Raw genomic sequence first — 23,784 nt, 5'->3', positions numbered from 1 at the left:
ATTACTTTCCTGTTATTACCCTTTTGGCACTCTCACTCCCTACATAAATATAATTTCATAAAGCAGTAGTGCGTAATATATTTATCGAAAGCTATAAAAATAAAATTAGATAATATATGGAATAAAATCTAATGCTTGCTGCTGGAATTATATCAATCTGAAAGATGGATTTTATATAAGAGGTGTTCAATGAACAGTACACTGTTTCTTACCGGCTTCGGTGCGTATGTCTTATTTTTAATTTGGTTGGGGTGGTTTGTTTCTCGTAACCAAAAATCAGGTGAAGACTTTCTACTCGGTGGTCGAGGCTTTCCTCTATTTCTCGTATTAGGTAGCACGATAGCAACCATGGTTGGCACGGGCTCAAGTATGGGCGCGGTCGGCTTTGGTTACTCAAACGGTTGGGCTGGTGCGCTTTACGGCATTGGCGGCGCAATTGGTATTTTATTATTGGCGCTGTGGTTTGCACCGGTTCGTAAACTTAATTTCATGACGATGAGTGAAGAGCTCGCCTACTACGTGGGTGCAAACCGCATCGTGAAGAACGTGGTTGGTCTGCTTATCTTTATCGCTTGTATTGGCTGGCTGGGCGCACACATCCTTGGGGGTGGTATGTATTTAGCGTGGATTGCCGATATTGAGCTCAGCACTGCGAAGATGATTATCGCAGCAGCGTTTACCATTTATGTTGTGATTGGCGGTTACACTGCCGTAGTTTGGACGGATACCATTCAAGCCATCATCTTGTTTGTCGGCTTCATTCTAATGGCGGTACTGTCTGTGCAGCACATAGGTGGTTTAGACAACCTTTATTCTGCTATGGACCCAGAAGCAGTTAGCTTCCTTGCGATTGATAAGCTTGGTTTAATTCCTGCGGTTTCTCTTGCTGTCGTGATTGGTGTGGGTGTACTTGCAACGCCTTCATTCCGCCAACGTATTTACTCAGGTAAAGATGTATCAACCATCCGTCGTTCATTCGTGGCGTCTGGTGTGCTGTACTTGTTCTTCTCAATCATCCCAGCAGTTATTGGCATGGCGGCGCATACTATGAACCCTGAACTGAACAACGCTAACTTTGCTTTTCCGTATATCGCAGCAACGATATTGCCAGCAGGCGTCGGTCTTATTGTTCTGATTGCGGGCTTATCGGCAACCATGTCGAGTGCAAGTTCAGATGCGATTGCGGGCGTGTCTATCTTACTGCGTGATGTTTACGTTATGTTCACAGGTCGCGTGCCAAACAAAGAGTCCATGTTGAATTACTCTCGCTTGGCTTTGATTGTAGTGATCGGTTGTGCATTGCTGTTCGCACTAACCTCGAACGACATCATCAGCTACATCACTAAGATGATCTCGACAGTCATGTCTGGTATGTTTGTCTGCGGTATGTTGGGTCGCTTCTGGAAGCGTTACAACTGGCAAGGTGCATTGGCAACATTGGCAGGCGCATCGATCGCTTCATTTGCAGTAATGATGAGCCCAGACCTGACCACTTTTTGGGGCAACCCAGTGATTCCATCTTGCTTATTTGCCCTAACCGCAGGTGTGGTAGTAAGCCTAGTGACTCCAGCTAACCAAGTTTCACCAGAAATAGCGAAAGCAATCCTTGATGATGAGCGTGCTCTGATGGAAATGGAATTGTCTGATAAAGGTCTTCTGGAACAAGATGCTTCTCTACAAAACCGCACAACTGCGGCAAATCAAAATGCTTAACAGAAGAGAGTTTCCGGCTCGATCGGAAACTCGTTCATAAGCGCCTAACAAACGGGTGGTTCCCCCCGAGCCACCATTCTAAATCTATCCAAATTAGGTGAACGATGACGGATTCATCCCATACCAAAATTGCTTTCTTTGGCGAATGTATGATTGAACTGAGCGGCGACCCAATTCGCAAAGGCTTTGGGGGCGACACGCTCAATACTGCGCTTTACCTCTCTCGCCTGACTAGTCAGCAACCAGTCCGAGTGTCTTACGCGACCGGTCTTGGGGAAGACGTACTTTCTCAAGAACTTCTGGAAAACTGGCAACAAGAAGGCATTGCAACTGATCTTGTTGAGATCTTCCCAGCTCAGTTGCCGGGGTTGTATATGGTGCAGACAGATCAAGAAGGCGAGCGCAGCTTTCTTTATTGGCGTGACAGCGCAGCTGTTAAAAGCTACTTCTCTACCTCTTCGCTCAATAAATTAGAGTCTGCGATTACGAACCAAGAACTGGATTACCTCTACCTAAGTGGCATCAGCATTGCGATTTTAAATGACGATAGCAAGGTAAGGCTTAAAAAGGCGTTAAGTCTGTTCTCACAAGGTGGAGGCAAAATTATCTTTGATAATAATTTCCGTCCTCAACTTTGGTCTGCAGAAGAGGCGAAACATTGGTACAGCCAAATTCTGCCTTTAGTCGACATTGCACTTATCACAGAAGACGATGATGTCTTAGTGTGGGGGGAAGAAGAAAGTGCCGAGCAACGCTGCCTTCGCTTTGGCTGCCCAGAAATCGTGATCAAACGTGGTTGCGAACCATGCAAACTGGTTTGGTCGCAAGGTGATGACAAACAAAATCTCAGGCATCAAAACGTAGAAAAGCAAAGCGCTTACGTAGCTGCCGAGAAGGTTGAGAAAGTGATCGACACCTGTGCCGCTGGCGATTCCTTTGCCGCTGGTTATCTGGCTGGGCGATTGACCGGACAAAGCTGTGAGCAGTCTGCTCAACTCGGTCACGCACTAGCCGCAACCGTTATTCAATATCCTGGCGCGATCATTCCAAACGACGCCATGACTCATCTCATTCGATAACTTCCGAGAACGTATTATGTCCCAAGCAATGATTAAACTACTTCAGCAATTCAAAGTTATTCCAGTTATCCAAATCAACAAGGTTGAGCACGCGATCCCATTGGCGAAAGTACTCGTAGAAAACGGTCTGCCAGTCGCAGAAGTGACGTTTCGAACAGAAGCGGCAGCCGATGCGATTAAAGCCATGCGTGACGCTTATCCGCAAATGTGCATCGGTGCTGGTACGGTACTGACGCCAGAGCAAATTACCCAAGCGAAAGACGCGGGTGCAGAGTTTATTGTCGCGCCGGGGTTGAATCCAAATACGGTACGTCGCTGCCAAGAAATCAACATGCCAATCGTACCGGGTGTGAACAGTCCAAGTCAGGTTGAACAAGCACTTGAGCTGGGTTTGAATTTCCTCAAATTCTTTCCTGCGGAAGCGAGTGGCGGTATTGCGATGGTGAAATCGCTACTGGCACCTTATGTCGATGTGAGTTTGATGCCGACGGGCGGTATTGGCAAAAATAATGTCAATGATTACTTAGCCATCGACCGTGTGGTTTGTTGCGGTGGTACTTGGATGGTTGCACCGAGCTTAATTGAAAACGAACAGTGGGACGAGGTTGGCAAGCTGGTTCGTGAAGCGGTGGAGCTGGTCGCATAACTCAAAAAAGTGTTTTGACCGAGTCACATGCTTCTTTGAAACAGAGTGACTCGGGTTGAATAACAACGATAGGATGGCGCGGATGAACAAAGGAACATTAGTACTACTCCTTTCAGGCTTAATCACAATTCCAACGGCAGCGATGGCGATGACTCCCAACACCGATCTTAACCTAATGCCTTACCCACAAAATGTAGAGCTGGGGCAGGGGAAAATCTCACTGGATAAATCCTTCAGTATTTACATCAAAGGCTACGATTCACCGCGGGTGCAGTTCAACATAAAGCGCACCATGGAGCGTTTATATCGCCAAACTGGCTTACCAATGTTGAACTGGCATACCGAGTCGGAAAAAGATGCAACCTTGGTGATTGATATTCGCAATGCGCCGAAGTCAGAGGTGCAAGACATTAACAGTGATGAATCGTATCAACTGGAATCGCGCAATGGTCAGATCATCATTCGCTCCGAACGCCCTTACGGTGCTTTTCATGGTTTAGAAACCTTTTTGCAGTTAGTGACTACGGATGCGACAGGGTACTTTGTTCCTGTAGTGTCGATTCAAGATGAGCCGCGTTTTCCTTGGCGTGGTGTTTCTTACGACACTTCCCGTCACTTTATTGAACTCGATGTGATCCTTCGCCAACTCGATGCGATGGCATCAGCAAAAATGAATGTCTTCCATTGGCATATGTGGGATGACCAAGCGATCCGTATCCAACTCGATAATTACCAAAAACTGTGGCAAGACACCGCAGATGGTGATTACTACACTAAAGATGAAATCCGCTATGTGGTGAATTATGCGCGTAACCTTGGTATTCGAGTTATCCCCGAAATCTCTTTGCCGGGACATGCTTCGGCAGTCGCGCACGCATACCCTGAATTGATGTCTGGTATGGGCGAGCAATCTTATCCGCACCAACGTGGCTGGGGTGTGTTTGAACCGTTAATGGACCCTACCAATCCCGAACTTTACAAGATGCTGGCGAGCGTGTTTGACGAAGTGGTCGAGCTCTTTCCAGATGAGTATTTCCATATCGGTGGTGATGAGCCTAATTACCAACAGTGGAAAGACAACCCTAAGATTCAGCAATTTATCAAAGACAATAACTTAGATGGTGAGCGTGGTCTGCAATCGTATTTGAACACTAAGGTTGAACAAATGCTGGAAGCACGTGGCAAGAAGATGACAGGTTGGGATGAAATCTGGCACAAAGATCTTCCCACTTCGATTGTGATTCAAAGCTGGCAAGGGCACGACAGTATTGGTCGAGCAGCAAAAGAGGGCTACCAAGGTATTCTCTCAACTGGTTATTACCTAGACCAGCCGCAACCAACCAGCTATCACTACCGCAATGACCCAATACCAAAAGGAATTACGGTAGATGACCAACTATATCAAGATGAGAAATTCGCGACTTATAATTGGGTGAAACCGCGCAACAAAGGTGGTCCGCGTACAGGTAATCTAACCATTATTAAAGCGACAGACGGCAGCTACCGTGCGTTTACCGATTACAACGGTAAGTCTCGCGAAGAGGTATTCATCATTGAGTACCTACCGGGTGTGAAATTTAGAGGCCACTTCGATAACTTTATGTCTTATACCGAGTTCAATTATGACTTTGCGGATGGCAAGTTGAAAGATAGTAGTTACCAGTTGATTGGCAATGTTCGTTGGCCTACGACTGGAGAATTAGTGGCGAGCAGTGACATGGAAGGCAGTGTAATTCCCGAGCCTAATGGCGGTTATCCGGCAGAACTGACCGAGAAAGAACAGCAGCTAATCTTGGGGGGAGAAATCACCATTTGGGGAGAGAACCTCGATTCAATGACCATCGAGCAACGTTTATGGCCGAGAAGCTACGCCATTGCTGAGCGTCTATGGTCGAGTCAAGACCTGACCGATGAACGCAGTATGTACAGGCGCATGAAGGTAATCGATACATGGTCTGAGATTTCCCTTGGCTTGCGTCATCATGCCGATGCCAATATGATGTTGAAACGTCTTGCCAATGGTGCGGACGAAACACCGCTACAAACGTTAGCGAAGTACATTGAGCCAGCTCAATACTACGCTCGTCACTGGGAGAAGTGGATCTCTACACCAAACGAAGGCGATTTATACAACCAGTACGAACGATTAAACCGCTTTGCGGACGCACTGCCAGTAGAAAGCCTAGCAGTGTACGAGATGCAAGATTTGGTCGTGGCTTATGCTCAAGGTGATATAACTGCGTTGGATGCGTTAGCGATGCATTATCAAAATATTAAATTAGCGGCGCAGCAAGCCAAACCTATTTTCGCGGCAAATGTGGCGTCGGTAGAAACAGTGCCAGTTGCAGAAGCTGCCATTAAAGTTGCCGATTTAGGTTTAACCTTGATTAAACTTGCTAAGCAGGGCAGTGGTATTGGCCAATCTGATGTTGAAGCGTATCAACGTATCATCAATGAAAATGCGATTATTTTTGATGAAACTATTGTCGCTATTGTCGTACCAACTGAGCAGTTGCTTCACACTTTAACTGATTGATAACTAAAAGAGATTGCCGTCTGGTATCACAGGCGGAATCTTATCGGTTTAGCATTATTATATCTCCGAAAGGTTTTCTCATGACATTAAATGGTCACTTACATTTTTATGTGGGCACCTATACTGATTCACCAAGTCAAAGTCATGGTATCGCGTGTGTCTCTCTCGATTCGACTACTGGCTTACTGACAATCAATAACGACCTCGTGCCAGACGCGATGAGAACGACACGCAATCCGTCTTATCTTACGGTTACCGAACATGGCTTATACACCTTTAATGAAGTAGAACGTTTGGAAGGTGCAGAGCTGATTTTTGCTGAAAATACAGACAGCTATGCATTGCCAATTGAAGGCGACTATCCTTGCTATGTCGACATCAAAGCCCCGCTACTTGCTGTGGCCAACTACGGTTCCGGCAATGTAAGTGTTTACCACATTGATGAGTGTGGTAAACCGTTGAAATCTATTGCAGAATTATATGTGGAAGGCAGTGGTCCCAATATTGCTCGTCAAGCCTCGTCTCATGCGCATCAAGCAACGTTTCTTAATCACACCAAGCAACTTGCTGTGGTCGATTTAGGCACAGATAGTGTCCATTTTTATGACTTTGAAAATGATGGTGAGGCATGCAACTTTTCACTCACACAAAGCGTCGCTATGCCTGCTGGGTCAGGTCCTCGTCATTTGGTTTTCAACCGTGAAGAGTCTATTGCGTACGTGGTGTGTGAATTGTCCGAAACGCTGGTGGTACTTTGCAAGCACGACGAGCAATGGAATCTGACTCAGCAAGTTAAGCTGCTAGCCGATGAAGAAAACAAAGAAGCGGCGTCTGCGATTCGTCTCTCTGCGGATGAGCGTTTTGTCTATGTCTCATGCCGTGGGCAAAACGTGATCAGTACATTTGATGTAACGAGTAATATCCCAGTTCAAATTGCGATGTCCGATTGTGGCGGTAAGTTTCCAAGAGATTTTGTTTTATCCCGTGACGGGCAGTGGATGCTCGTTGCTAATCAACATTCGAATAATGTCGCTAGCTTTCATAGGAATCCGGAAACTGGCGCTATCACTCCAACCGGATACTCGTGTGATGTTGGTGCACCTGTGTGCTTGGTTGAGAAACAATAATTAAGAGAAATAACATGACAATTCATCGTATTAATCCATGCAAACGTTGGTCTGATGTTACGGTATTCAACGGCATTGCCAATTTTGTTGAGGTGGCAGAAGCCGATACCACTGCGGATATGAAAGGGCAAGTACAACAGATTTTTGACCAAGCTGAGCAAATGTTAGCCAGTGTTGACAGTGATAAGTCGCGCATTCTATCTGTGACGATTTACGTGACGGATTTTGCTAACTTCGATGCGCTAAACGAAGTATGGGAGGCATGGTTCCCTGAAGGCTGCGCACCAAGCCGTGCTTGCGTCAAAGTTGAATTGGCGAATCCTGAACTCTTAGTAGAAATGGCGTTCGTCGCTGCAGCAGGTAAGAAGTACCAATAACCACTCATCGTTAGCTCTTGCCGGGATAATAAAATGCCATTTGTATTGAACAGAGTGGCATTTTTGTTGATGTCTCTTTGGGCTTTTGGCTAGTTAGTGCGATCTAGTCTAATCGAGTGATTTCTTAAAGCGCAAAGAAACGACGACTAAGCTCACCACAGTGAAACCAAGCACAAGATTAATGGTAGCTTTGCTAAGCTAACCCTTTTTTATCCTCTTGACTTCTTTAGCTGAAATCTCCTAATCTGGTTGCCTCATTTCTTTAGGAGAGTACGCCCACATGAATAACTGAGCCTGTTATCCATTTTTTCATTTATTTTTGGATCGACAGGGTTAGTCGGCGTAGCTCACTTTCCGATCATTCTTTGCCTCATTATTACCCGCATAGCTCTTCAATCAGGGTATGTGTTGGCTTTGAATCTTATTTTCGTTACAGCTTAGCGGCGGCGATTGTCCCTGACTTACAGGAGGCAAATCATGCCAGTTTTACAGGCTGATAATATCAGCTATCAATTTGCTAATGGCGATAGGCTGTTCGAATCATTGTCATTGGCTATCAAAAGTCAGCGTATCGGTTTAGTTGGCCGTAATGGTGTAGGTAAATCGATATTAGCGGCGATGTTAAGCGGTGACCTACCACCATCGAGTGGTACGATAACTCGAACGAAGTCGATGGCCATTTATCGTCAGCAACCTTCGTACTTATTGGCTAGCGGCCTGTCTATTGCTCAGTTTTTAGGTAAAGCCGATGTCCTTGAGGCGCTAAAACACGTTGAGTCCGGTGATTGCTCAGGGCATTGGTTCGATGTGATTGGCGAGCAGTGGGATTTGCCGCAGCAACTGACAAAGCAATTAAACGCCATGGGGTTACCGGCTGATCCTCACTTTGCTTGTGCACAGCTGAGCGGTGGACAATGGGCGCGATTGCAGCTTTGGCAATTGTTGAGTAGTCCGCTTGAATTACTGATCCTTGATGAGCCCTCTAACCATCTTGATGGGGCGGCCAAGCAGTGGTTGCTTGAGGCGATGAGGGCTTTCAAGGGGGCTATTTTGCTGATTAGCCATGATCGTTTACTGTTGCGAGAGATGGAGGAGATTTGGGCGTTATCTAGCCTTGGCCTACAAGTCTTTGGCGGGAATTATGAAGTGTACGCCGAGCAAAAACGTCACGAGTTGCAGGCGCTAGATCGCCAGCTTTCCAATCTTGATAAGCAGCAACGAAAATTGGTGATACAAGCGCAGCGAGATCGTGAAAAAGCACAGCAAAGAGCAGCGCAAGGGAACAAATTACGTAAAACGGGCAGTCAGGCGACAAGCTTATTGGATTTTCAGCAAGATAGAGCCACCGCTCGCAGCGCTAATCGCACTAAAAATGAGCAGCGGCGTCAAATTCATTTAGAGACTAAACAACAAGCATTAAAGGCGAGGAAAGAGTCTATTCGCCAGCAAAAACTCTATTTGGCAGATACCGTTAATCGACTGCGGTATGCTGTTGCCTTATTCGATGTGGTATTGGCTTTCGGGCGCAATGAACCCATCAGTTGGCAAATGAGAGCGGATGAAAAAATTCACCTTACCGGCGCTAATGGCAGTGGTAAATCAACCTTGTTGAAAACCTTACTCGGTCAGTTTTCGCTTAAGCAAGGCTCGCTGCAACGGAGCGCGCCAATGTATTATCTTGACCAACATTTCGCGGTGATTGTGCCGCAATTGTCAATGCTCGATAACCTGCTAGAGCAGTGTGATGGCATGAAAGCGGAGGACGCCAGAACATTGCTCGCGGGAATTGGTTTTCGTCGAGAGTGTGTCTTTCGTCTTGGTGGGACTTTAAGCGGCGGTGAGAAGATGAAATTAGCCATGTTGATAGCCAGTCATCAACCGCAGCAGCCATTACTGCTACTTGATGAACCAGATAACCATCTCGATTTGGATTCTAAAATCACCCTAGCGCAAGCTTTATATGATTATCGTGGCGGATTTATTCTCGTCAGTCATGATGATGATTTCGCCACAGAGTCGGGTGTGAATAGACAAATTGAGCTGTGATGAGTCAAGGTTGATTTTTATAACAGTGAATGCCTAAGAAAGATAAGGAGTGATTTTAAATCACTCCTTTTGTATTTAGGCCATAGTAATCTGGCAATCACTGCATCCACATCCGAGCGGAACGTGCCGGGATTGATAACATGTGGTAACGGCTATTCACAATAAACTCGTCATCGCTTAATACATCTTGATAAGGGCGATACCAATTGAATTCATGTTGATAGGTATCGATGGTAATGGGCTTTGCTTCACCACATTTATTAATGCCGACCACCCCTTGTTTGCCACGCTTGAACACCAGCAAGCATTGGTCGCTATGTATCATGGTCATCGATTGGCCTTGCATTGCGTTATGAAAACGTAACATTTGCAGCATAGTTGGTTGATTCCAAACGTTCGCCCAGCGACCATTATCTCTATCTTCGTTCGCCGCGAGGGCATCGCTGTAAATCAGCGGCGTGCCGCCGTCTTTGCCTAGGATATAGGCATAAGCGAGCTGTTCATCTTGCGGATCGAGGATCTGATAACGAAAACCATCGTTAGTTGGAATGTCATGGGTAATGGTAAAGGTAATCGCCCGTGCATGATCCAATGCTTGTCCATAAGCGTGTGGATCATGCAATAAGGTCATGGAACCCTGATAGGAAAATGCGGCTCGAATGGAGGCAAACAGCGGGAAGTCATAAGCGGCATGATTAGTGTTATTTAAATAAGGGGCTAGAAACGCATCATAAGTTGCATCGCCTAGGCCACCACTGGTGATCACTTCGCCAAAAACATGCATATCGGCAATGATATCAGGAGTAAACACCTGATCGATGTGGTATTGACTCATGTGTTTCACTGCGTCGATACGGAAGCCGCTGATGCCAATTTGCTTTAGTGCGCGCAAGTAAGCTCTTTGCTGTTCAAGGACCCAATCGTTGGCTGCTAAATCCGGTAAGCCGCGATCTCCCGGGCCACCGCATAAACGCCAATATTGCACATGGCCGGGGTTGCTCCAATCGGTAATACACCCTTCAGGATGAAAATCATACGCTGAGAAAAGATTTTGGGTTAAATCACCAAACAGAGTTTGCTGTTGGTAGTAGCTCGCTTGATTTGCGTAGTTGGTTAATATTTCACTGCCGGGATAGTTGAGGTCGCTGCGTTTCCAAGTTTCGTTCGCCATGTGATTGAGCACTACATCGGCATAAACACCCACACCATGGCTACGTAGGGCGTTAACCATGGCTTTAAAATCAGTTTTGTTACCGATCGGTGAGTCAATCACTCGAAGATCTTGAGGTTGATAGCGAGCCCACCATTCATAGCCACTGGATTTCATCGCTGGTGAAACCAGCACGTTTTTGTAACCCGCTGCGGCAATGTGCTCTGCGTGGGCTGTCACATCACTATATTTCCAGTTAAAAGCATGCAAGATGGCGTCAGCTTGCGCGCTGGTGGTAAAACCGGCGCTGATCAGCGCAGCGTAAGCGATAAGGTAGGATGGTTTCATATGACACTTCTCTTATTGTTATTGAATTGAGTCGCATCATATAAATGGTATTGTCATTGTGAATGATTTGATTGTTGATCATTGATCAAATTCAAACAGTGTAGGGAGGCGAATGGCAAAATTGTGGCACAGCTGAAAATTTGTACGATAGCTATTTTGACTTTGCTATGACTACAAACGGTGATTTTTATCACTCTTTGGGTGATGGAATAGGGCTAGGCATGCGGGCGATGATTATGCCGGGAGTTAAGATTGGTGAAGGTGCCATTGTGGCGGCTAATAGCGTTGTAACCAAAGATGTTGCCCCTTACAGTATCGTTGCTGGCTCTCCTGCTCAGTTGGTCAAATATCGTTTTCAAGCGAACGTGATTAACGAGCTGCTGGCGTTGAAAGTGTACAATTGGCCAGAAGAGAAATTCATGGCGCTCAAACCTTACCTGTGCGCAGCCGATATGGCTAGACTGAAGCCAGCTGTCACTCGTGATCAAGCAGGAGCGCTTAGTTAGCTTTTATCTTTTTACAAGCGGTTCAAAATATTCACACATCGGATGGTAAGCAATCAATCTAAAAGAGAGAGCCACGTTGCTCTCTCTTCTCGAACCGGAAAAACAGGAAAGGGAGTTAATATTGATAACTAAGGTGTAGTTTAATTTCTCGCCCAAGTGCGGGTACACCATTCATCAAATAAGGCTCGTAGTAGCGATCAGTCAAGTTTTTTATCACTAGACCGGTGCGTAGCCCTGCGACTGGTTTGACATCCCAGTGAAGGTAGATATCTTGCAATGTGTATTGACTGCTGGGCAGGTTAGATAACATGCTGTCCTTTTCGGTTTTGTTTTGAGCATCGTACCAGCGCACCTTCCATCCAGTGCGTAAACCGTCTATCCACTCATAACCTATGCCTAGGTTGATATTAAGAGGTGGTACATTGGGGCGGTTCTCATCGGCTCCCGTCGAATCTTTTAAACTGCCTTTATTTTTACCGCGAGCATAACTGGCTGAAAAGTCAGAATAGAAATTGCGCCAACGATATTGAGAAATCCAATCGAAACCATAAATTGTGTAGCCATCGAGATTAGTATTCCAGCTTTGTAACTTATCGCTTTCTTTGTCTAAGTTTACCCCTTGTCGATTGCTAACGTTATTATTGATATCGTTGAAAAACACCGTCAGCTCTGTGGCGAGGGTACTATTATCACCAATGAGATCCTTGGTATTGTGAATGACACTTGCTTGATAAGCATGAATACGTGATACCTTTAAATCACGTGCTGTGGCGGGGGCGCTGGCCATAGCAAACTGCACTGAATAGAGGTCATCAATGGTGGGTGCTTTGAGCGCATAGGCATAAGAGAAATTAAGCAGCGTATTTGGCGTTGATTGATAGTGCACTTCTAAACGAGGACTTAAACCTTGATGTGTAGTTTTGCTGTAATCATGTCCGGCATTCGGATTATTGTAATCGGGTGCCGAGTTACCTTCACCCTGACTTTCTATGTACTCATAGCGCAATGAGGGAATAATGCGCAGTGCATCGCTTAGGCGATAGTGATCGGCAACATACACGGCATAAGTGGATTGTTCACCTGATGGTTCAAAGTAGGGCGTATACCAACCATAGTTTTTCTCTGCTTTCGTTTTATAAGATGCATTATAAACGAGTGACTGACGATCCGTTTTTTCATATTGTAGCCCTACCACCAGCTCATGATCGATAAAGCTCGATCGGTTGGAAATATCTAAGTAGTCGCGTTGATAACTGAGCCAAGATTCGTGCCCATAATTGCCAACGGAAACAAACATTTTTTCAAAGGCAATATCTGGCCGCACCCAATGACGTTCGTTTTTGGAACGCGCTGCGGTTAGGGTGAAGTCGATATAAGGATTAGAAGGAATAAAGCGGTATGACAAGGTGGTGGTATTGTCTTGGTAAGTATTATACGCCGTATTTGCGTACTGTGCCGCTTCAAGTGAACCATATTTTTTGATGTTGAAGTCAGAGATTTCTGGCATTTTTCCACGCCGGTTAGCCCAAGGTTTACGTCCCTCATCGCGGTAGCGTGTACTAATAATATTCAATTGATGATGATAGCTTTGATAACCCGTTTTCAATAGTAGATTGTTTTGTTCAAACGCTGAATACTCAACCGTTTCACCGCCACCCACTTGTGTATCTTTAGAATCTTTGATTGAACCATTCGCTAAGAAATAAAAACCGGTATCAGTGCGTCCGTAGACACTTAAGGTTTGGCTATTTTCATTACCGTTGGTATTGTAACCGGTAGAAACACGAGTACCGAAGTTCTGTCCGTGGCCTAGGAGGTCATCAACCGTTTTCGTTTTAACGCGAATGGTCCCACCAAACTTACCATTGATTGCTCGGTAATCGTGAGTGCCTTTAATAATTTCTGTTTCGCCAATTAAGAATGGATCAAAAAAGAAGGTTCCATAGCGATACTGTTGAAAGCCGATCGGAGCACCGTCAACGTACACTGCAAGGTCGCTAGGGTCGCTGAAGCCATGAATATTAATCCGTTCACCTCCGGAGCGTGCCCCACCATCCAGTGTCGCGCCAGGCACTGATCCAACCAATTCTGCGAAGTTGGCGTATTGCTGTTCTTCAATCTGATCAAAATCAATAGTGGTTTGTGCGGGCTTAGCGATGGTGATCGGTTTGGCGTAACGTACACCAAGCACTTCAATGGATTCATCGGCTTTTTCAGTCGCGTGAAGAGGAATGCTGTGGAATACAACCAACGAGATTAAGCTTATTTTACAAGAAATAGGAAAATCAGTGAGCATGGTAACTATTTACTTTTATCGTTATTATCAAAGCGGCTGATTATAGGAACCTTTATTTATCATGTAAATGCAATTGATATTTATTATCGTTTGTTCTGTGGTGGTTATTATACCGTTCTACTAACGAGTGGGTAGCGCTAAATTTAAGTAGTATGGATCTCTCATTATGCCTTACAGAGAGACGTTTTTAGGGAGAGGTTATTTAATGCTTATAGAGATGGTATTTTTTATCAAAACGCGGATAATCTTGCTGGATAACAAACAAAGAAGAAATAACCCATGACTAATTTTCAATATTATTTTCATCCACTCCCTTGTTTTAACTGTAAAAAAACTACAGTGAGTACTGATTTGGGTTGGTTAACCACGACGATGAAAGAGGATGTGTTAGCACAAGTGGCGACAATCACGGCGCAAGACAACATCGAACCGGATCTTTCGGTTAAGGTGACGTGTACGAAAGACGAGGCGCGAGATTACTTATTGCTTAATTTTTACGGTTATTCTGAACAAGAGCTTGCTGAGCAAGTTGAAGTTGAAGCTGAAGATGAGCAAGAAGTGGCGGATGAGATCGCAGAGCTATTGGCTGATGGTAGTGACTCGATTGTATTTGAACACGAAATCGCCCTACAAAGTTGTACTAATTGCGATATTGATGGTGAGTAAAATTCAGCGCTAATTAGCGTAATACCTTCTTGATTTAAAGCGTGAGCAGAATGAAAATTACTCGCGCTTTTTGTTTCTGGTGCAACTCATCTGTGAAGTCAATGAGCATAGAAGCAAAGTAAATAAATTTGATAATTAATTAAATCTATTCCTTTCTAATTTTAACAAGCCCGCTTTGCGCTCTATGCCTCCCGCATAACCCGTTAGTTTGCCATTTTTACCAATGACTCTGTGGCAAGGGACGATAATGGAAAGTGGATTTTTTCCGTTGGCCAATCCTACTGCTCTGACCGCTTTTGGGTTACCGATGGCTTCTGCCAACTGTTGATAGCTCCATGTCTCGCCATAAGGTATTTTCCCAAGAGCTTGCCAAACCGATTGCTGGAATGACGTTCCTTTGGCGGCGAGAGGCAAACAAAATTCGGTACGCTGGCCAGTAAAATATTCTTCTAGCTGTTGTATGGTGTCGATAAGTAACGGGCATTGTGCGGATTCGATACCTAATTCTGTTGGCATGGTAGTTTCGGTGGCAAACCAAACGCCCAATAATCCTTGTGGAGAAGCCTGTAGCGTCATGATCCCAAAAGGACTTTGGTAATGGGTAAACGTATTCATGATAGTGGCGATTCCTATGCACTGTTCAGTCTCAGGTATAGTGTATTCATTACCCACAAACATACTAGTTATTTCTACCTTTAACGTCTTTCTGTTGAAGAGGGTACAAGCGAGAATGGGCACGTCTTTCTCTCTCACAAGTCAGAAAAAAATCCTTCATGGTTCATCACCGTGTTCTATGCTGATAGTAATAATAAAAACAATACGGCTTAATTTATTTTCGTTGATAAAAACCAAGAGGCAGTGTTATGACTATCAACAATACTATGAAGCTCGTATTTGCTGTGATTAGTGCGGGTATTATTATTAGTGTATTAACCGTATTGCAGCTCAATGGACTCATGCACCAAGTTGAGCGTATGGCGCAAGTTCGCTATCAATCTTATCAAGCTGCAGACGAACTTCGCCAAAGCTCGGATGACTTAACCCGTTTAGGACGAACTTATGTCGTCACGGGTGATGAAAAGTACGAAAAAATGTATATGGATATTTTAGATATTCGTAACGGAAAGAAACCCCGCCCAGAGAATTACCACACCATTTATTGGGATCTTGTTTTACAACATGGCCAAAAACCGAAACGAGATGGTAAGACTATCTCGCTTAATCAAATGATGAGTGATCTAGGTTTTACTGAACAAGAGTTTCGCTTACTGAGAGAAGCACAAGCTAACTCCGATGCGCTAGTGAACATGGAAGTCAAAGCCATGAACGCGGTAAAAGGATTGTTTGCTGATGCAAGTGGCAATTACACGGTGAGAAGAGCGCCGGATCGTAATATGGCTATCGAGTTATTGCACAGTAATCAATACCATCAAGAGAAAGCTAAAATCATGGCTCCCATTGATAAGTTTTTTACTGAACTGGAGAATCGTACCAGTCAACAGATGAATGAGGCCGCACAGAAAGTAAAAAGTACGGTGTTGATCGGTAATATCTCATTAGTGATTGTCTTTGTGATTGCCATTCTTGGTTACTTCATTGTCAATCGTAAGGTCGTGAAACCAATAGATAGCATGGCAACGCTACTGCAAAAAGTCGATACCGATTCAGATTTAACCCTGCGAGTGAATGATAAAAGTAATAATGAATTAGGGATTATCGGTTCAACCATCAACAAAGTCTTGGTTAGCTATTCTTCGACCATTACCAAAATTAACCAAGTTAATCATACTATCTCTGCTATCTCAGATACGATTCGTGATGTGACTGAGCAAAATGCAAAAGTAGCCAATCAACAAAGTCAAGAACTTGAAATGGCGGCTACTGCTATGGAAGAGATGACCTCCGCACTCTCTACTGTTGCCGAAAGTACCACCATGGCTGAGCAGTACGCCGGTAGCGCAGAAAAAGAAGCCAGTACCAGTAAGCAGGTGTTTAATAAAACGACTCATGAGTTTGGTGAGTTGGAAAGCGAATTTACCAAAACGTCAGAGGTTATTCAGCAATTAGCGAATGAATCGAATAATGTCGGCAATGTCCTTGATGTGATTAAGGCTATCGCCGAGCAAACCAACTTACTGGCATTAAATGCGGCGATTGAGGCGGCTCGAGCTGGTGAACAAGGGCGAGGATTTGCGGTGGTTGCCGATGAAGTTCGATCTCTTGCGCAACGAACTCAACAGTCAACGGGAGAAATTGAAACCATGATTTCTGCGTTGCAAGAAAAAGCAGAGCAGTCAACCAAAACCATTCGTTCCAGTGCCGATAAAATGCAATCGACACGTGGCAATATGGCAACGGCTAACGAAGCATTAGGCACCATACAAAACTCAGCCATTGAAATCCATAAGCTTAATACCTCTATCGCCTCAGCAACGGAAGAGCAATTAACAGTGAGCGATGAGATATCGAGTAATCTCAGTAATATTAAATCGCTGTCTTCGGATATGAATATTGCTATTAACCAACTAGGTCCTGTTGTTACCGATTTGCAGCGTAATGTCGATGATTTAAATGCGGCGATTAAACACATTCGAACTTAATAACTAGATAGATACGCCTATTAATAATCTTGACCCTCATTAGAGGGTCGATTTATAAACAGATAGAGAGTGTTCCATTTGCTTTTTAAGCATTAGTGAGCTTTATTAAGCTCGATGATATTAAAGAGTGCTGTATTTATTTTTTCCGGTCTCTTCAGCGTTGAATAACAAAAAAATAGATAAAGGAATTAGCCATGTCACAACAACAAAAATTCCGTTTAGTCACGAGAAGTGACTTTGATGGTTTGGTGTGCGCCGTATTGCTCAAACAGCTTGATTTGATCGAGGAAATTAAGTTTGTACACCCGAAAGATATGCAAGATGGATTGATAGAGATTACCGAGCACGATATTGTTACCAATTTACCTTATGTCAAAGAAGCACATATGGTATTTGACCATCATTTATCAGAAACCATTCGTAATCAAGGTTCTCGCCCCAATCATGTTATCGACCCGAATGCACCCTCTGCCGCGCGAGTTGTATGGGATCATTATGGAGGGGAATCAGTATTTCCGGAGCGATGGATAGAGATGATGGCGGCGGTTGATAAAGGAGATTCGGCCCAATTTACTCGCGATGAAGTGCTCGATTCCCAAGGTTGGAACTTATTAAATTTCTTGATGGATGCTCGCACTGGGCTCGGCAGATTCAAAGAGTTTCGAGTATCCAACTATAACTTAATGATGAATTTGATTGAGAATTGTCGTACCCAAAGCATTGAACAAATTTTGGCACTGCCTGATGTACAGGAGCGGGTAGATCTTTATCGCGAGCATGAAATCAAATTTAAAGAACAGATTCAGCGCTGTGGAGAAGTCTATCGTAATCTTGTTTTATTGGATTTAACTAATGAAGAAGTGATTTATGCTGGTAATCGATTCATTATTTATGCGCTCTTTCCTCACTGTAATATCTCGATTCACAAAATGTGGGGTTTTCAACAGCAGAATATTGTTTTTGCCACTGGTAAATCAATTTTTGATCGTAGTTCTAAAACCAATGTTGGTGCGTTAATGCTCAAATACGGTGGCGGCGGTCATCATGCCGCTGGAACCTGTCAAATTCCCTTATCTGAGGCAGACCGTGTACAAGAAGAATTGATTAAACAAATTAATTTAGACGGTTAGATTTGTCTCTGGAAAATAACAAACAGGGTACTCAGTACCCTGTTCATATTCTCAATATTAGAAATTAACAGCCATTGCGAGATAACCAGTTATAGGCAGCTCTCGCTTGAACTATCCCCCAACCGTAAAAATTATCTCTACCTGCGGCACCACGATCGAGAGCCGTTTGACTGAGTGACTGACGGATTCGCTCTGGTCGACATTGTGGAAAGTGACTCCAAACCAGCGCTGCGACACCTGCAACGTGAGGTGAAGCCATTGAGGTTCCGCTATAGCTTAAGTAGCCGCCATTATTACCGGTTGATAGTACCCCAACTCCTGGTGCCGAGAGTTCAACTTGTGAATTGAACTGTGAGAAGTTAGCCACATTACCACTTGAGTTAACCGCCGCAACTGAGACCACTGCATCATAAGACGCCGGGTATGAGAAGCCGCTGTTTCCTGAGTTACCTGCTGCTGCAACTAAGAGCATCCCTTGTTGGTAAAAGTTACGCATTGCGTTTTGTTCGGTTACGCTGCCTTGGCTACCACCTAAACTCATATTTACCACATGACTGCCTGCACTTTGACAAGATTGGATAGCTTGAATCAAATCCGAAGCGCGAGTCCAGACACCGGAATCGTTAAAGATTTTTACGTTGTGTAGGCCGACTAAGCCAGACGGTAGCACCCCAACAACTCCGACATTATTATCCAGTGCGACAATTGTCCCTGCAACGTGAGTTCCATGGCCATTGCCATCAGTGAACCATGAACCATGGCCAGAGAAAGTGCTGCCTGTGACTCCAGCGCTCGGTAGATCAACATGGTTGCGAAGATATCCCGAGTCGATGACGCAAACTTTACGATTAGCCGCATAAACGTCAGAGAGTTGATCGGCTTGTACCATACGGATTCCGTATGGGGTCTGTTGTGCGTAAGGCTCAATCTCAGCATCGAATAAATAGCGTATTGGGTCGACTTCGATCATCGCCACATCAGGATTATCGAGCAGTTGCTTGGCTTGAGTTGGCGTCATCTCAACCACTGAAGTATGTAATGACTCGAGGTGATTGATGACCGTTACTTGCTGAGTACTTAATATATCGGCGGCTTTTTGCAGAGAGAAATCTGTTTCTGTTAAGCCGTTTTGACTCATCCGCATTGGTCCGCTGGTTGCCCCAGGCACGTAGGTAACAAAATAGCGTTGTTCTGTTTGATGATTTTCAACAGCAACAGAGGGGGTAAAACTCGGTACTTCTTGATCCTTAAGCTGAGATGCTATTGCCAGTGAGATTGAAGTTGGCAACAATAACCCAGCCAGTACTGTACGTTTGACATTTTTCTTAAACATTTTTTTATCCTTGTAAAATGTTAGTGGCAAATACCACTCATCAAGGATCATTACAACGGCAGCCATTCGCCAGTTTTATAGTTTATTAATAAAGCTATTATTAGTTGGGTGAATGTGTTTGTTTTTATTTACTGAATTGTTATTTATTGGTTAATTCAATGATATTGATAGACTATTAAGTAAAAAAAACTGTACGTTTTTTGGTCTGCTTGATTTACAGCATGGCGATTTATAATGATTATTTATCCATTATAAATCGCATAAATATCTATCAAGCGGCAGAAAAAAACCGAAAGCAAAGCTTTCGGTTTTAGGGAAACGAAATACTGAAATTAACGAGTAGGATCAATGGTTAAAGGCTCTAACGTGACCAGTGCGTTATTGGTTGCCCCTGGATGATCAATATAAGGCTTATCTTGTTGAATAGTATAAAAAACATCAACAAAATCATCATCGTTAGTCAGCAATCCGCTGGGGATGGCATCGATAATTTTACCTGTGATATTGGCAATCACTGAATACCCTTGAGCTTCAAGATCAGGAATTGACTGTAGCACTTTTTCTGCGGCTTCAACCAACAGCTTAGCCAGTTCTTTATAATCGGTACCACTGTCTTGCTCCATTAATACGATATCAACCGCTCCCCAACGATAGCGCGCCCAATGGATCATTACTTGGTTAGGATAGTAATCTATCTTGTCATAATCCAAATAAGGCATGTCAACCACATCAATCGTCGGTTTATCACGACTAGGATCAACCCCTGTTACCAAAGCATAAATTTCAGCTTTACCCAAAATCCAAGGCTCTTTGTCATCTTCAAGGCGGATTTTTTTCAATACCGTGGTTGAGAGAGGTTGCACATCTGATTTATTCGCCACACTAAGGTTACGCGCTTGCGATGTCGATAGGAGGTCGTCAGATTGACTGATGGGTTGTTGTCCCAATTTTTGCAGTTCCTGACGCATAGCTTGTAAGCCTGCCTGTAGTGATTTTGCGCTGTTATTATCGACAACAAATACAGGAAAGCTTGGTAATTGATAGACGTCCAACTGGTGGATATTGCCATAAATGTCGAACGCTTCAATAAACTGCCAGGTTTGCTCATTACCTTTGGGTTCAAAGGCGAATAATGGCAGTTGGCCTTGTTGCAGATCTTTGAGCATGGTGCCGTCGGCTAAGCGAAGCTCTAATAACTCATCGGTAAACGCTTCGATACCTTGTAATGTACGAATCGTTTCATCCGCTTGTTTAACACGAGCACTTAATGTTGGACTTTGATCGTCACTCACTAAATCGGCAATCGAAACACTTAAATTATGGTTATTCAGTGTGCTCTGTAGTGAGCTTGAATATAAATTATAATGTTGACTTAAATAGTAGGCGATATCGCGTTTTTCATTACTGATAGCATCAGCGCGCTGTTGAGCGCGTAAAGCACTATCATCTTCGGATTTACAACCTAGCAGGGCGAGGGCCAATCCGGCAATTAGGATTATTTTTTTTATCATAAGAAGCTCTTTATGGCAGCAAATAAAACGGGGGTATTCGCGGTGAATTTAACATAATGATTGATTCCGTCAATCATATTGGCCGGGCAAATATTGAACGAAGATCAAGCATTAGACTTTTAGCTCTAAAATGTCGATTGAAATCAAATATCTAACCTGAAAATTTTTCATGTTGTATTTGAAGCTTATTCACTATGATCTTGCTCACAGTATGCTTCAATGCTTGAACCAATAAAGCAGTATGGATACAAGAATATGAGCAGATTGACCCTTCTTGATGGCGGTATGGGCCGGGAATTAAAACGCATAGGCGCGCCGTTTTCACAGCCGTTATGGAGTGCCCAAGCACTGATTGAATCGCCAGATCATGTCCGTTTAGCGCATCAGAGTTTTATTGAAGCCGGTGCTGAGATCATTACCGTCAATAGTTATGCCTGTGTGCCTTTTCATTTAGGTGAAGCACTGTATCACAGCGATGGCGCAAGATTGGCCCGTTTAGCGGCGCACATTGCTGCTGAGGTTGCACAGCAAGCGTCACATGCCGTACAGGTAGCAGGCTCAATTCCGCCAGCAATGGGCAGCTATCGCCCCGATCTGTTTCAAGCGCAACCAGCGCAGGCGATCACCCAAGCCCTGTATGCGGCGCAAGATCCTTACGTGGATATCTGGATTGCCGAAACCATTTCCAGCTTAGAAGAGTTGAGCATGATTCAGCAGGTCTTAGGGCAATCAAGTAAGCCTTGTTATTACTCGTTTACTTTGCAAGATGATGGCGATGTGGCGCTGCTGCGTTCTGGAGAGTCGGTATCGAATGCCGCTCAGCAAGTTGCTGCGGCAGGAGGGGCAGGGATGTTATTTAACTGTTCAGTACCTGAAGTGATGGCGGATGCTATTTCGCAAGCGAAAAATGCGTTGAATGGAGATAAAACCGGTATCGAGATCGGGGTGTATGCCAATAGCTTTGCGCCGATTAAAGCGCAACATGCGGCTAATCAAACCGTTCAGGCGATGCGTGAGTTCAGCGCGCAAGATTACGTTGAGTTTGCCAAGCAGTGGTATGAACTAGGCGCAACCGTGATTGGTGGCTGCTGCGGTATTACCCCAACCCATATTCGTGCTTTACAGGATTGGAGGCAGGCGCTTGAAAAATCTTAACTATGGCTTAGCTTTCCCGGCGATTATTTTGGTATTGGTATTACTGACCGTTTCAGCCCTTTATCCTGCCAACTCACAAGCCATGGCTGGACAAGCGATGGCGTGGGTCAGTCACTGGTTTGGCTGGTTGGTGCAACTAGCCAGTTTGGCGTTAGTCGGCTTTTTACTTTGGCTCGCCTTTTCCAAACATGGCCAAATCCGTCTGGGTGATGAAAAAACCGAATACAGCAATTTTTCTTATGGTGGGATGATATTCACCGCTGGTGTTGGCGCATCCTTGATTTACTGGGCGATTGGTGAGCCGATGTATTACCTACAATCGCCGCCGTTATTTGCTGAGGCGAATAGTTACCCAGCCGCCGCGTGGGCTGTGACCTATTCGATTTTTCATTGGGGGATCACTGGCTGGGCCATTTACTGTTTCCCCGCGATTCCTTTTGCCTATGCTTTTTATGTGCAGAAAAGGCGCACTTTAAAAGTGTCGAGTCTATGTTCATCCGTGGTCGGCAATCATCCGCTGGTCAGCAAAAGTATTGATCTGTTGTCGATTTTTGGCACGCTGGCTGCTTTTGCTAGCTCATTGGCGTTAACCGTGACGCTGGTGAGTACTGGGGTTGCCGATTTATTGGCGATCAATAACAGCCTTGGTCTTCAAGGGATCATTATTGCGTTGTTTGTTAGCTCATTAGTCGCGGTGATGTTCGTGGGCTTTAATCAAGGCATTAATCAAATTTCAAATTGGACAGTGACCTTGGCGATTGTGTTTGCGCTGTTTGTTCTGCTGGTCACTCAGCCTGCTTTTATAATTAATAATTTTACTGATTCATTAGGCGTGATGCTAGATAGCTTTTTTAGAATGTCTTTGTGGACCGATCCGGTTCAGCAAAGTGGCTTTGCTGAAGGTTGGACGCAATACTACTGGTTTTGGTATTACGCGTATTTGATCATGATGGGGCTCTTTATCACCCGTATTTCACGCGGTCGTACTATTCAAGAGGTGATCCTTTATACCCTTTCGATGGGCGCTTTAGGCTGCGCATTTTTCATCTCTATTTTCGGTGGTTATGCAGTATGGGCGCAAATGCTAGGTGGCTTACCCGTTCAAGCGTGGATGGCGGAAGGGGGATTAACCTACGCTGTGGTCGCTTTGATCAAAACTTTACCCGGCGGTGGTTGGATCCTCGGTTTGTTTTTAATCATCCAGTTTTTCTTAATGTTGACCACCATGTCGAGCGCCAGTGTCGCCACGGCGATGTTAACCACCAATCAACTTGAACTGAATGGCGATCCTGATAATCGAGTGAAGCTACTTTGGGCGGCGGCCATTGGTTTGATCAGTCTCAGTGTATTTTTAGCAGGCGGCGGTATAGAGACCATTAAATCACTGTGTGTGGTTGCCGGTCTGCCGATGATGTTTATCTATGCCATTATGTTGAAAGGCTTTTTACATACGTTAGGCATTTTACCCAGCCAAAGTGAAGCAGAAACGGTAACCGAGTGCCAGATTGTACTTAGTAAAGCGGAGTAACTGAACCCAAGCAAGCCGGAATTAACAACTGGCTTGC

Annotated in this window: 17 protein-coding genes and 1 pseudogene; 13 read left to right on the top strand and 5 right to left on the bottom strand. The window is 44.5% G+C overall.

Annotated elements, in window-relative coordinates; genetic code table 11:
- The first annotated feature begins 189 nt into the window (after positions 1-189).
- The 7 genes from BSR11_RS04805 (at position 190) to BSR11_RS04775 (ending at position 9,524) form a co-directional block, all read left to right on the top strand.
- On the top strand, positions 190-1,713 hold the full coding sequence (locus BSR11_RS04805; RefSeq protein WP_072669332.1) for a sodium:solute symporter family protein: 1,524 nt from the start codon (positions 190-192) through the stop codon (positions 1,711-1,713).
- Between the two features lie 104 nt (positions 1,714-1,817).
- Positions 1,818-2,792, top strand: a complete 975-nt coding sequence (locus BSR11_RS04800; protein WP_072669331.1) for a sugar kinase — start codon at positions 1,818-1,820, stop codon at positions 2,790-2,792.
- A 16-nt stretch (positions 2,793-2,808) separates the two neighbouring features.
- Entirely contained in the window at positions 2,809-3,438 is a 630-nt protein-coding gene (locus BSR11_RS04795; RefSeq protein ID WP_072669330.1) for a bifunctional 4-hydroxy-2-oxoglutarate aldolase/2-dehydro-3-deoxy-phosphogluconate aldolase, read from the top strand.
- A gap of 82 nt (positions 3,439-3,520) precedes the next feature.
- A complete protein-coding gene (locus BSR11_RS04790; RefSeq protein ID WP_072669329.1) occupies positions 3,521-5,974 on the top strand; it encodes a beta-N-acetylhexosaminidase in 2,454 nt (817 codons plus the stop codon).
- Positions 5,975-6,054: 80 nt separating this feature from the next.
- The gene (locus tag BSR11_RS04785; protein WP_072669328.1) at positions 6,055-7,101 is read left to right on the top strand and encodes a lactonase family protein; all 1,047 of its coding nucleotides are present in this window, start codon (positions 6,055-6,057) and stop codon (positions 7,099-7,101) included.
- Positions 7,102-7,115: 14 nt separating this feature from the next.
- The gene (locus BSR11_RS04780) at positions 7,116-7,478 is read left to right on the top strand and encodes a RidA family protein (protein ID WP_072669327.1); all 363 of its coding nucleotides are present in this window, start codon (positions 7,116-7,118) and stop codon (positions 7,476-7,478) included.
- Between the two features lie 477 nt (positions 7,479-7,955).
- Positions 7,956-9,524, top strand: a complete 1,569-nt coding sequence (locus tag BSR11_RS04775) for an ATP-binding cassette domain-containing protein (RefSeq protein ID WP_072669326.1) — start codon at positions 7,956-7,958, stop codon at positions 9,522-9,524.
- A gap of 97 nt (positions 9,525-9,621) precedes the next feature.
- Here the strand turns inward: BSR11_RS04775 and BSR11_RS04770 are convergent, their stop codons facing one another.
- The gene (locus BSR11_RS04770; protein WP_072669325.1) at positions 9,622-11,022 is read right to left on the bottom strand and encodes an alpha-amylase family protein; all 1,401 of its coding nucleotides are present in this window, start codon (positions 11,020-11,022) and stop codon (positions 9,622-9,624) included.
- A gap of 227 nt (positions 11,023-11,249) precedes the next feature.
- Here BSR11_RS04770 and BSR11_RS04765 point away from each other — a divergent pair.
- A pseudogene (locus tag BSR11_RS04765) lies at positions 11,250-11,528 on the top strand (LbetaH domain-containing protein); the annotation flags it as partial.
- A 115-nt stretch (positions 11,529-11,643) separates the two neighbouring features.
- On the opposite strand, the gene BSR11_RS04760 reads toward BSR11_RS04765, so the two are convergent.
- The gene (locus BSR11_RS04760) at positions 11,644-13,824 is read right to left on the bottom strand and encodes a TonB-dependent receptor domain-containing protein (RefSeq protein WP_072669323.1); all 2,181 of its coding nucleotides are present in this window, start codon (positions 13,822-13,824) and stop codon (positions 11,644-11,646) included.
- Positions 13,825-14,103: 279 nt separating this feature from the next.
- Here BSR11_RS04760 and BSR11_RS04755 point away from each other — a divergent pair, with 279 nt between their 5' ends.
- Positions 14,104-14,490: a hypothetical protein gene (locus tag BSR11_RS04755; RefSeq protein WP_072669322.1), complete on the top strand. Its 387-nt coding sequence runs from the start codon at positions 14,104-14,106 to the stop codon at positions 14,488-14,490.
- Between the two features lie 135 nt (positions 14,491-14,625).
- Here the strand turns inward: BSR11_RS04755 and BSR11_RS04750 are convergent, their stop codons facing one another.
- Positions 14,626-15,105 carry a methylated-DNA--[protein]-cysteine S-methyltransferase gene (locus BSR11_RS04750; RefSeq protein ID WP_072669321.1) on the bottom strand — a complete coding sequence of 160 codons (480 nt, stop codon included), beginning with the start codon at positions 15,103-15,105 and terminating at the stop codon, positions 14,626-14,628.
- Positions 15,106-15,353: 248 nt separating this feature from the next.
- On the opposite strand from BSR11_RS04750, the gene BSR11_RS04745 reads away from it, so the two are divergent.
- Together BSR11_RS04745 and BSR11_RS04740 are read left to right on the top strand one after the other, a co-directional pair.
- Entirely contained in the window at positions 15,354-17,090 is a 1,737-nt protein-coding gene (locus tag BSR11_RS04745; RefSeq protein WP_072669320.1) for a methyl-accepting chemotaxis protein, read from the top strand.
- A gap of 194 nt (positions 17,091-17,284) precedes the next feature.
- Entirely contained in the window at positions 17,285-18,220 is a 936-nt protein-coding gene (locus BSR11_RS04740; protein WP_072669319.1) for an exopolyphosphatase, read from the top strand.
- A 64-nt stretch (positions 18,221-18,284) separates the two neighbouring features.
- On the opposite strand, the gene BSR11_RS04735 is transcribed toward BSR11_RS04740, so the two are convergent.
- Together BSR11_RS04735 and BSR11_RS04730 are read right to left on the bottom strand one after the other, a co-directional pair.
- Positions 18,285-19,553: a S8 family peptidase gene (locus BSR11_RS04735; protein WP_072669318.1), complete on the bottom strand. Its 1,269-nt coding sequence runs from the start codon at positions 19,551-19,553 to the stop codon at positions 18,285-18,287.
- 332 nt (positions 19,554-19,885) lie between these two features.
- Positions 19,886-21,064, bottom strand: a complete 1,179-nt coding sequence (locus tag BSR11_RS04730) for a DUF3103 domain-containing protein (RefSeq protein WP_072669317.1) — start codon at positions 21,062-21,064, stop codon at positions 19,886-19,888.
- A gap of 255 nt (positions 21,065-21,319) precedes the next feature.
- Here BSR11_RS04730 and BSR11_RS04725 point away from each other — a divergent pair, with 255 nt between their 5' ends.
- Positions 21,320-22,219: a homocysteine S-methyltransferase family protein gene (locus BSR11_RS04725; RefSeq protein WP_072669316.1), complete on the top strand. Its 900-nt coding sequence runs from the start codon at positions 21,320-21,322 to the stop codon at positions 22,217-22,219.
- Positions 22,206-23,747 carry a BCCT family transporter gene (locus BSR11_RS04720; RefSeq protein WP_072669315.1) on the top strand — a complete coding sequence of 514 codons (1,542 nt, stop codon included), beginning with the start codon at positions 22,206-22,208 and terminating at the stop codon, positions 23,745-23,747. Before BSR11_RS04725 ends, BSR11_RS04720 begins: the two co-directional genes overlap by 14 nt.
- Positions 23,748-23,784: the final 37 nt, after the last annotated feature.

Source organism: Vibrio injensis, assembly GCF_001895205.1.
Taxonomy (GTDB): domain Bacteria; phylum Pseudomonadota; class Gammaproteobacteria; order Enterobacterales; family Vibrionaceae; genus Vibrio; species Vibrio injensis.
Note: the sequence above shows the minus strand (reverse complement) of the source record. Positions and strands in the feature narration are given on the sequence as shown.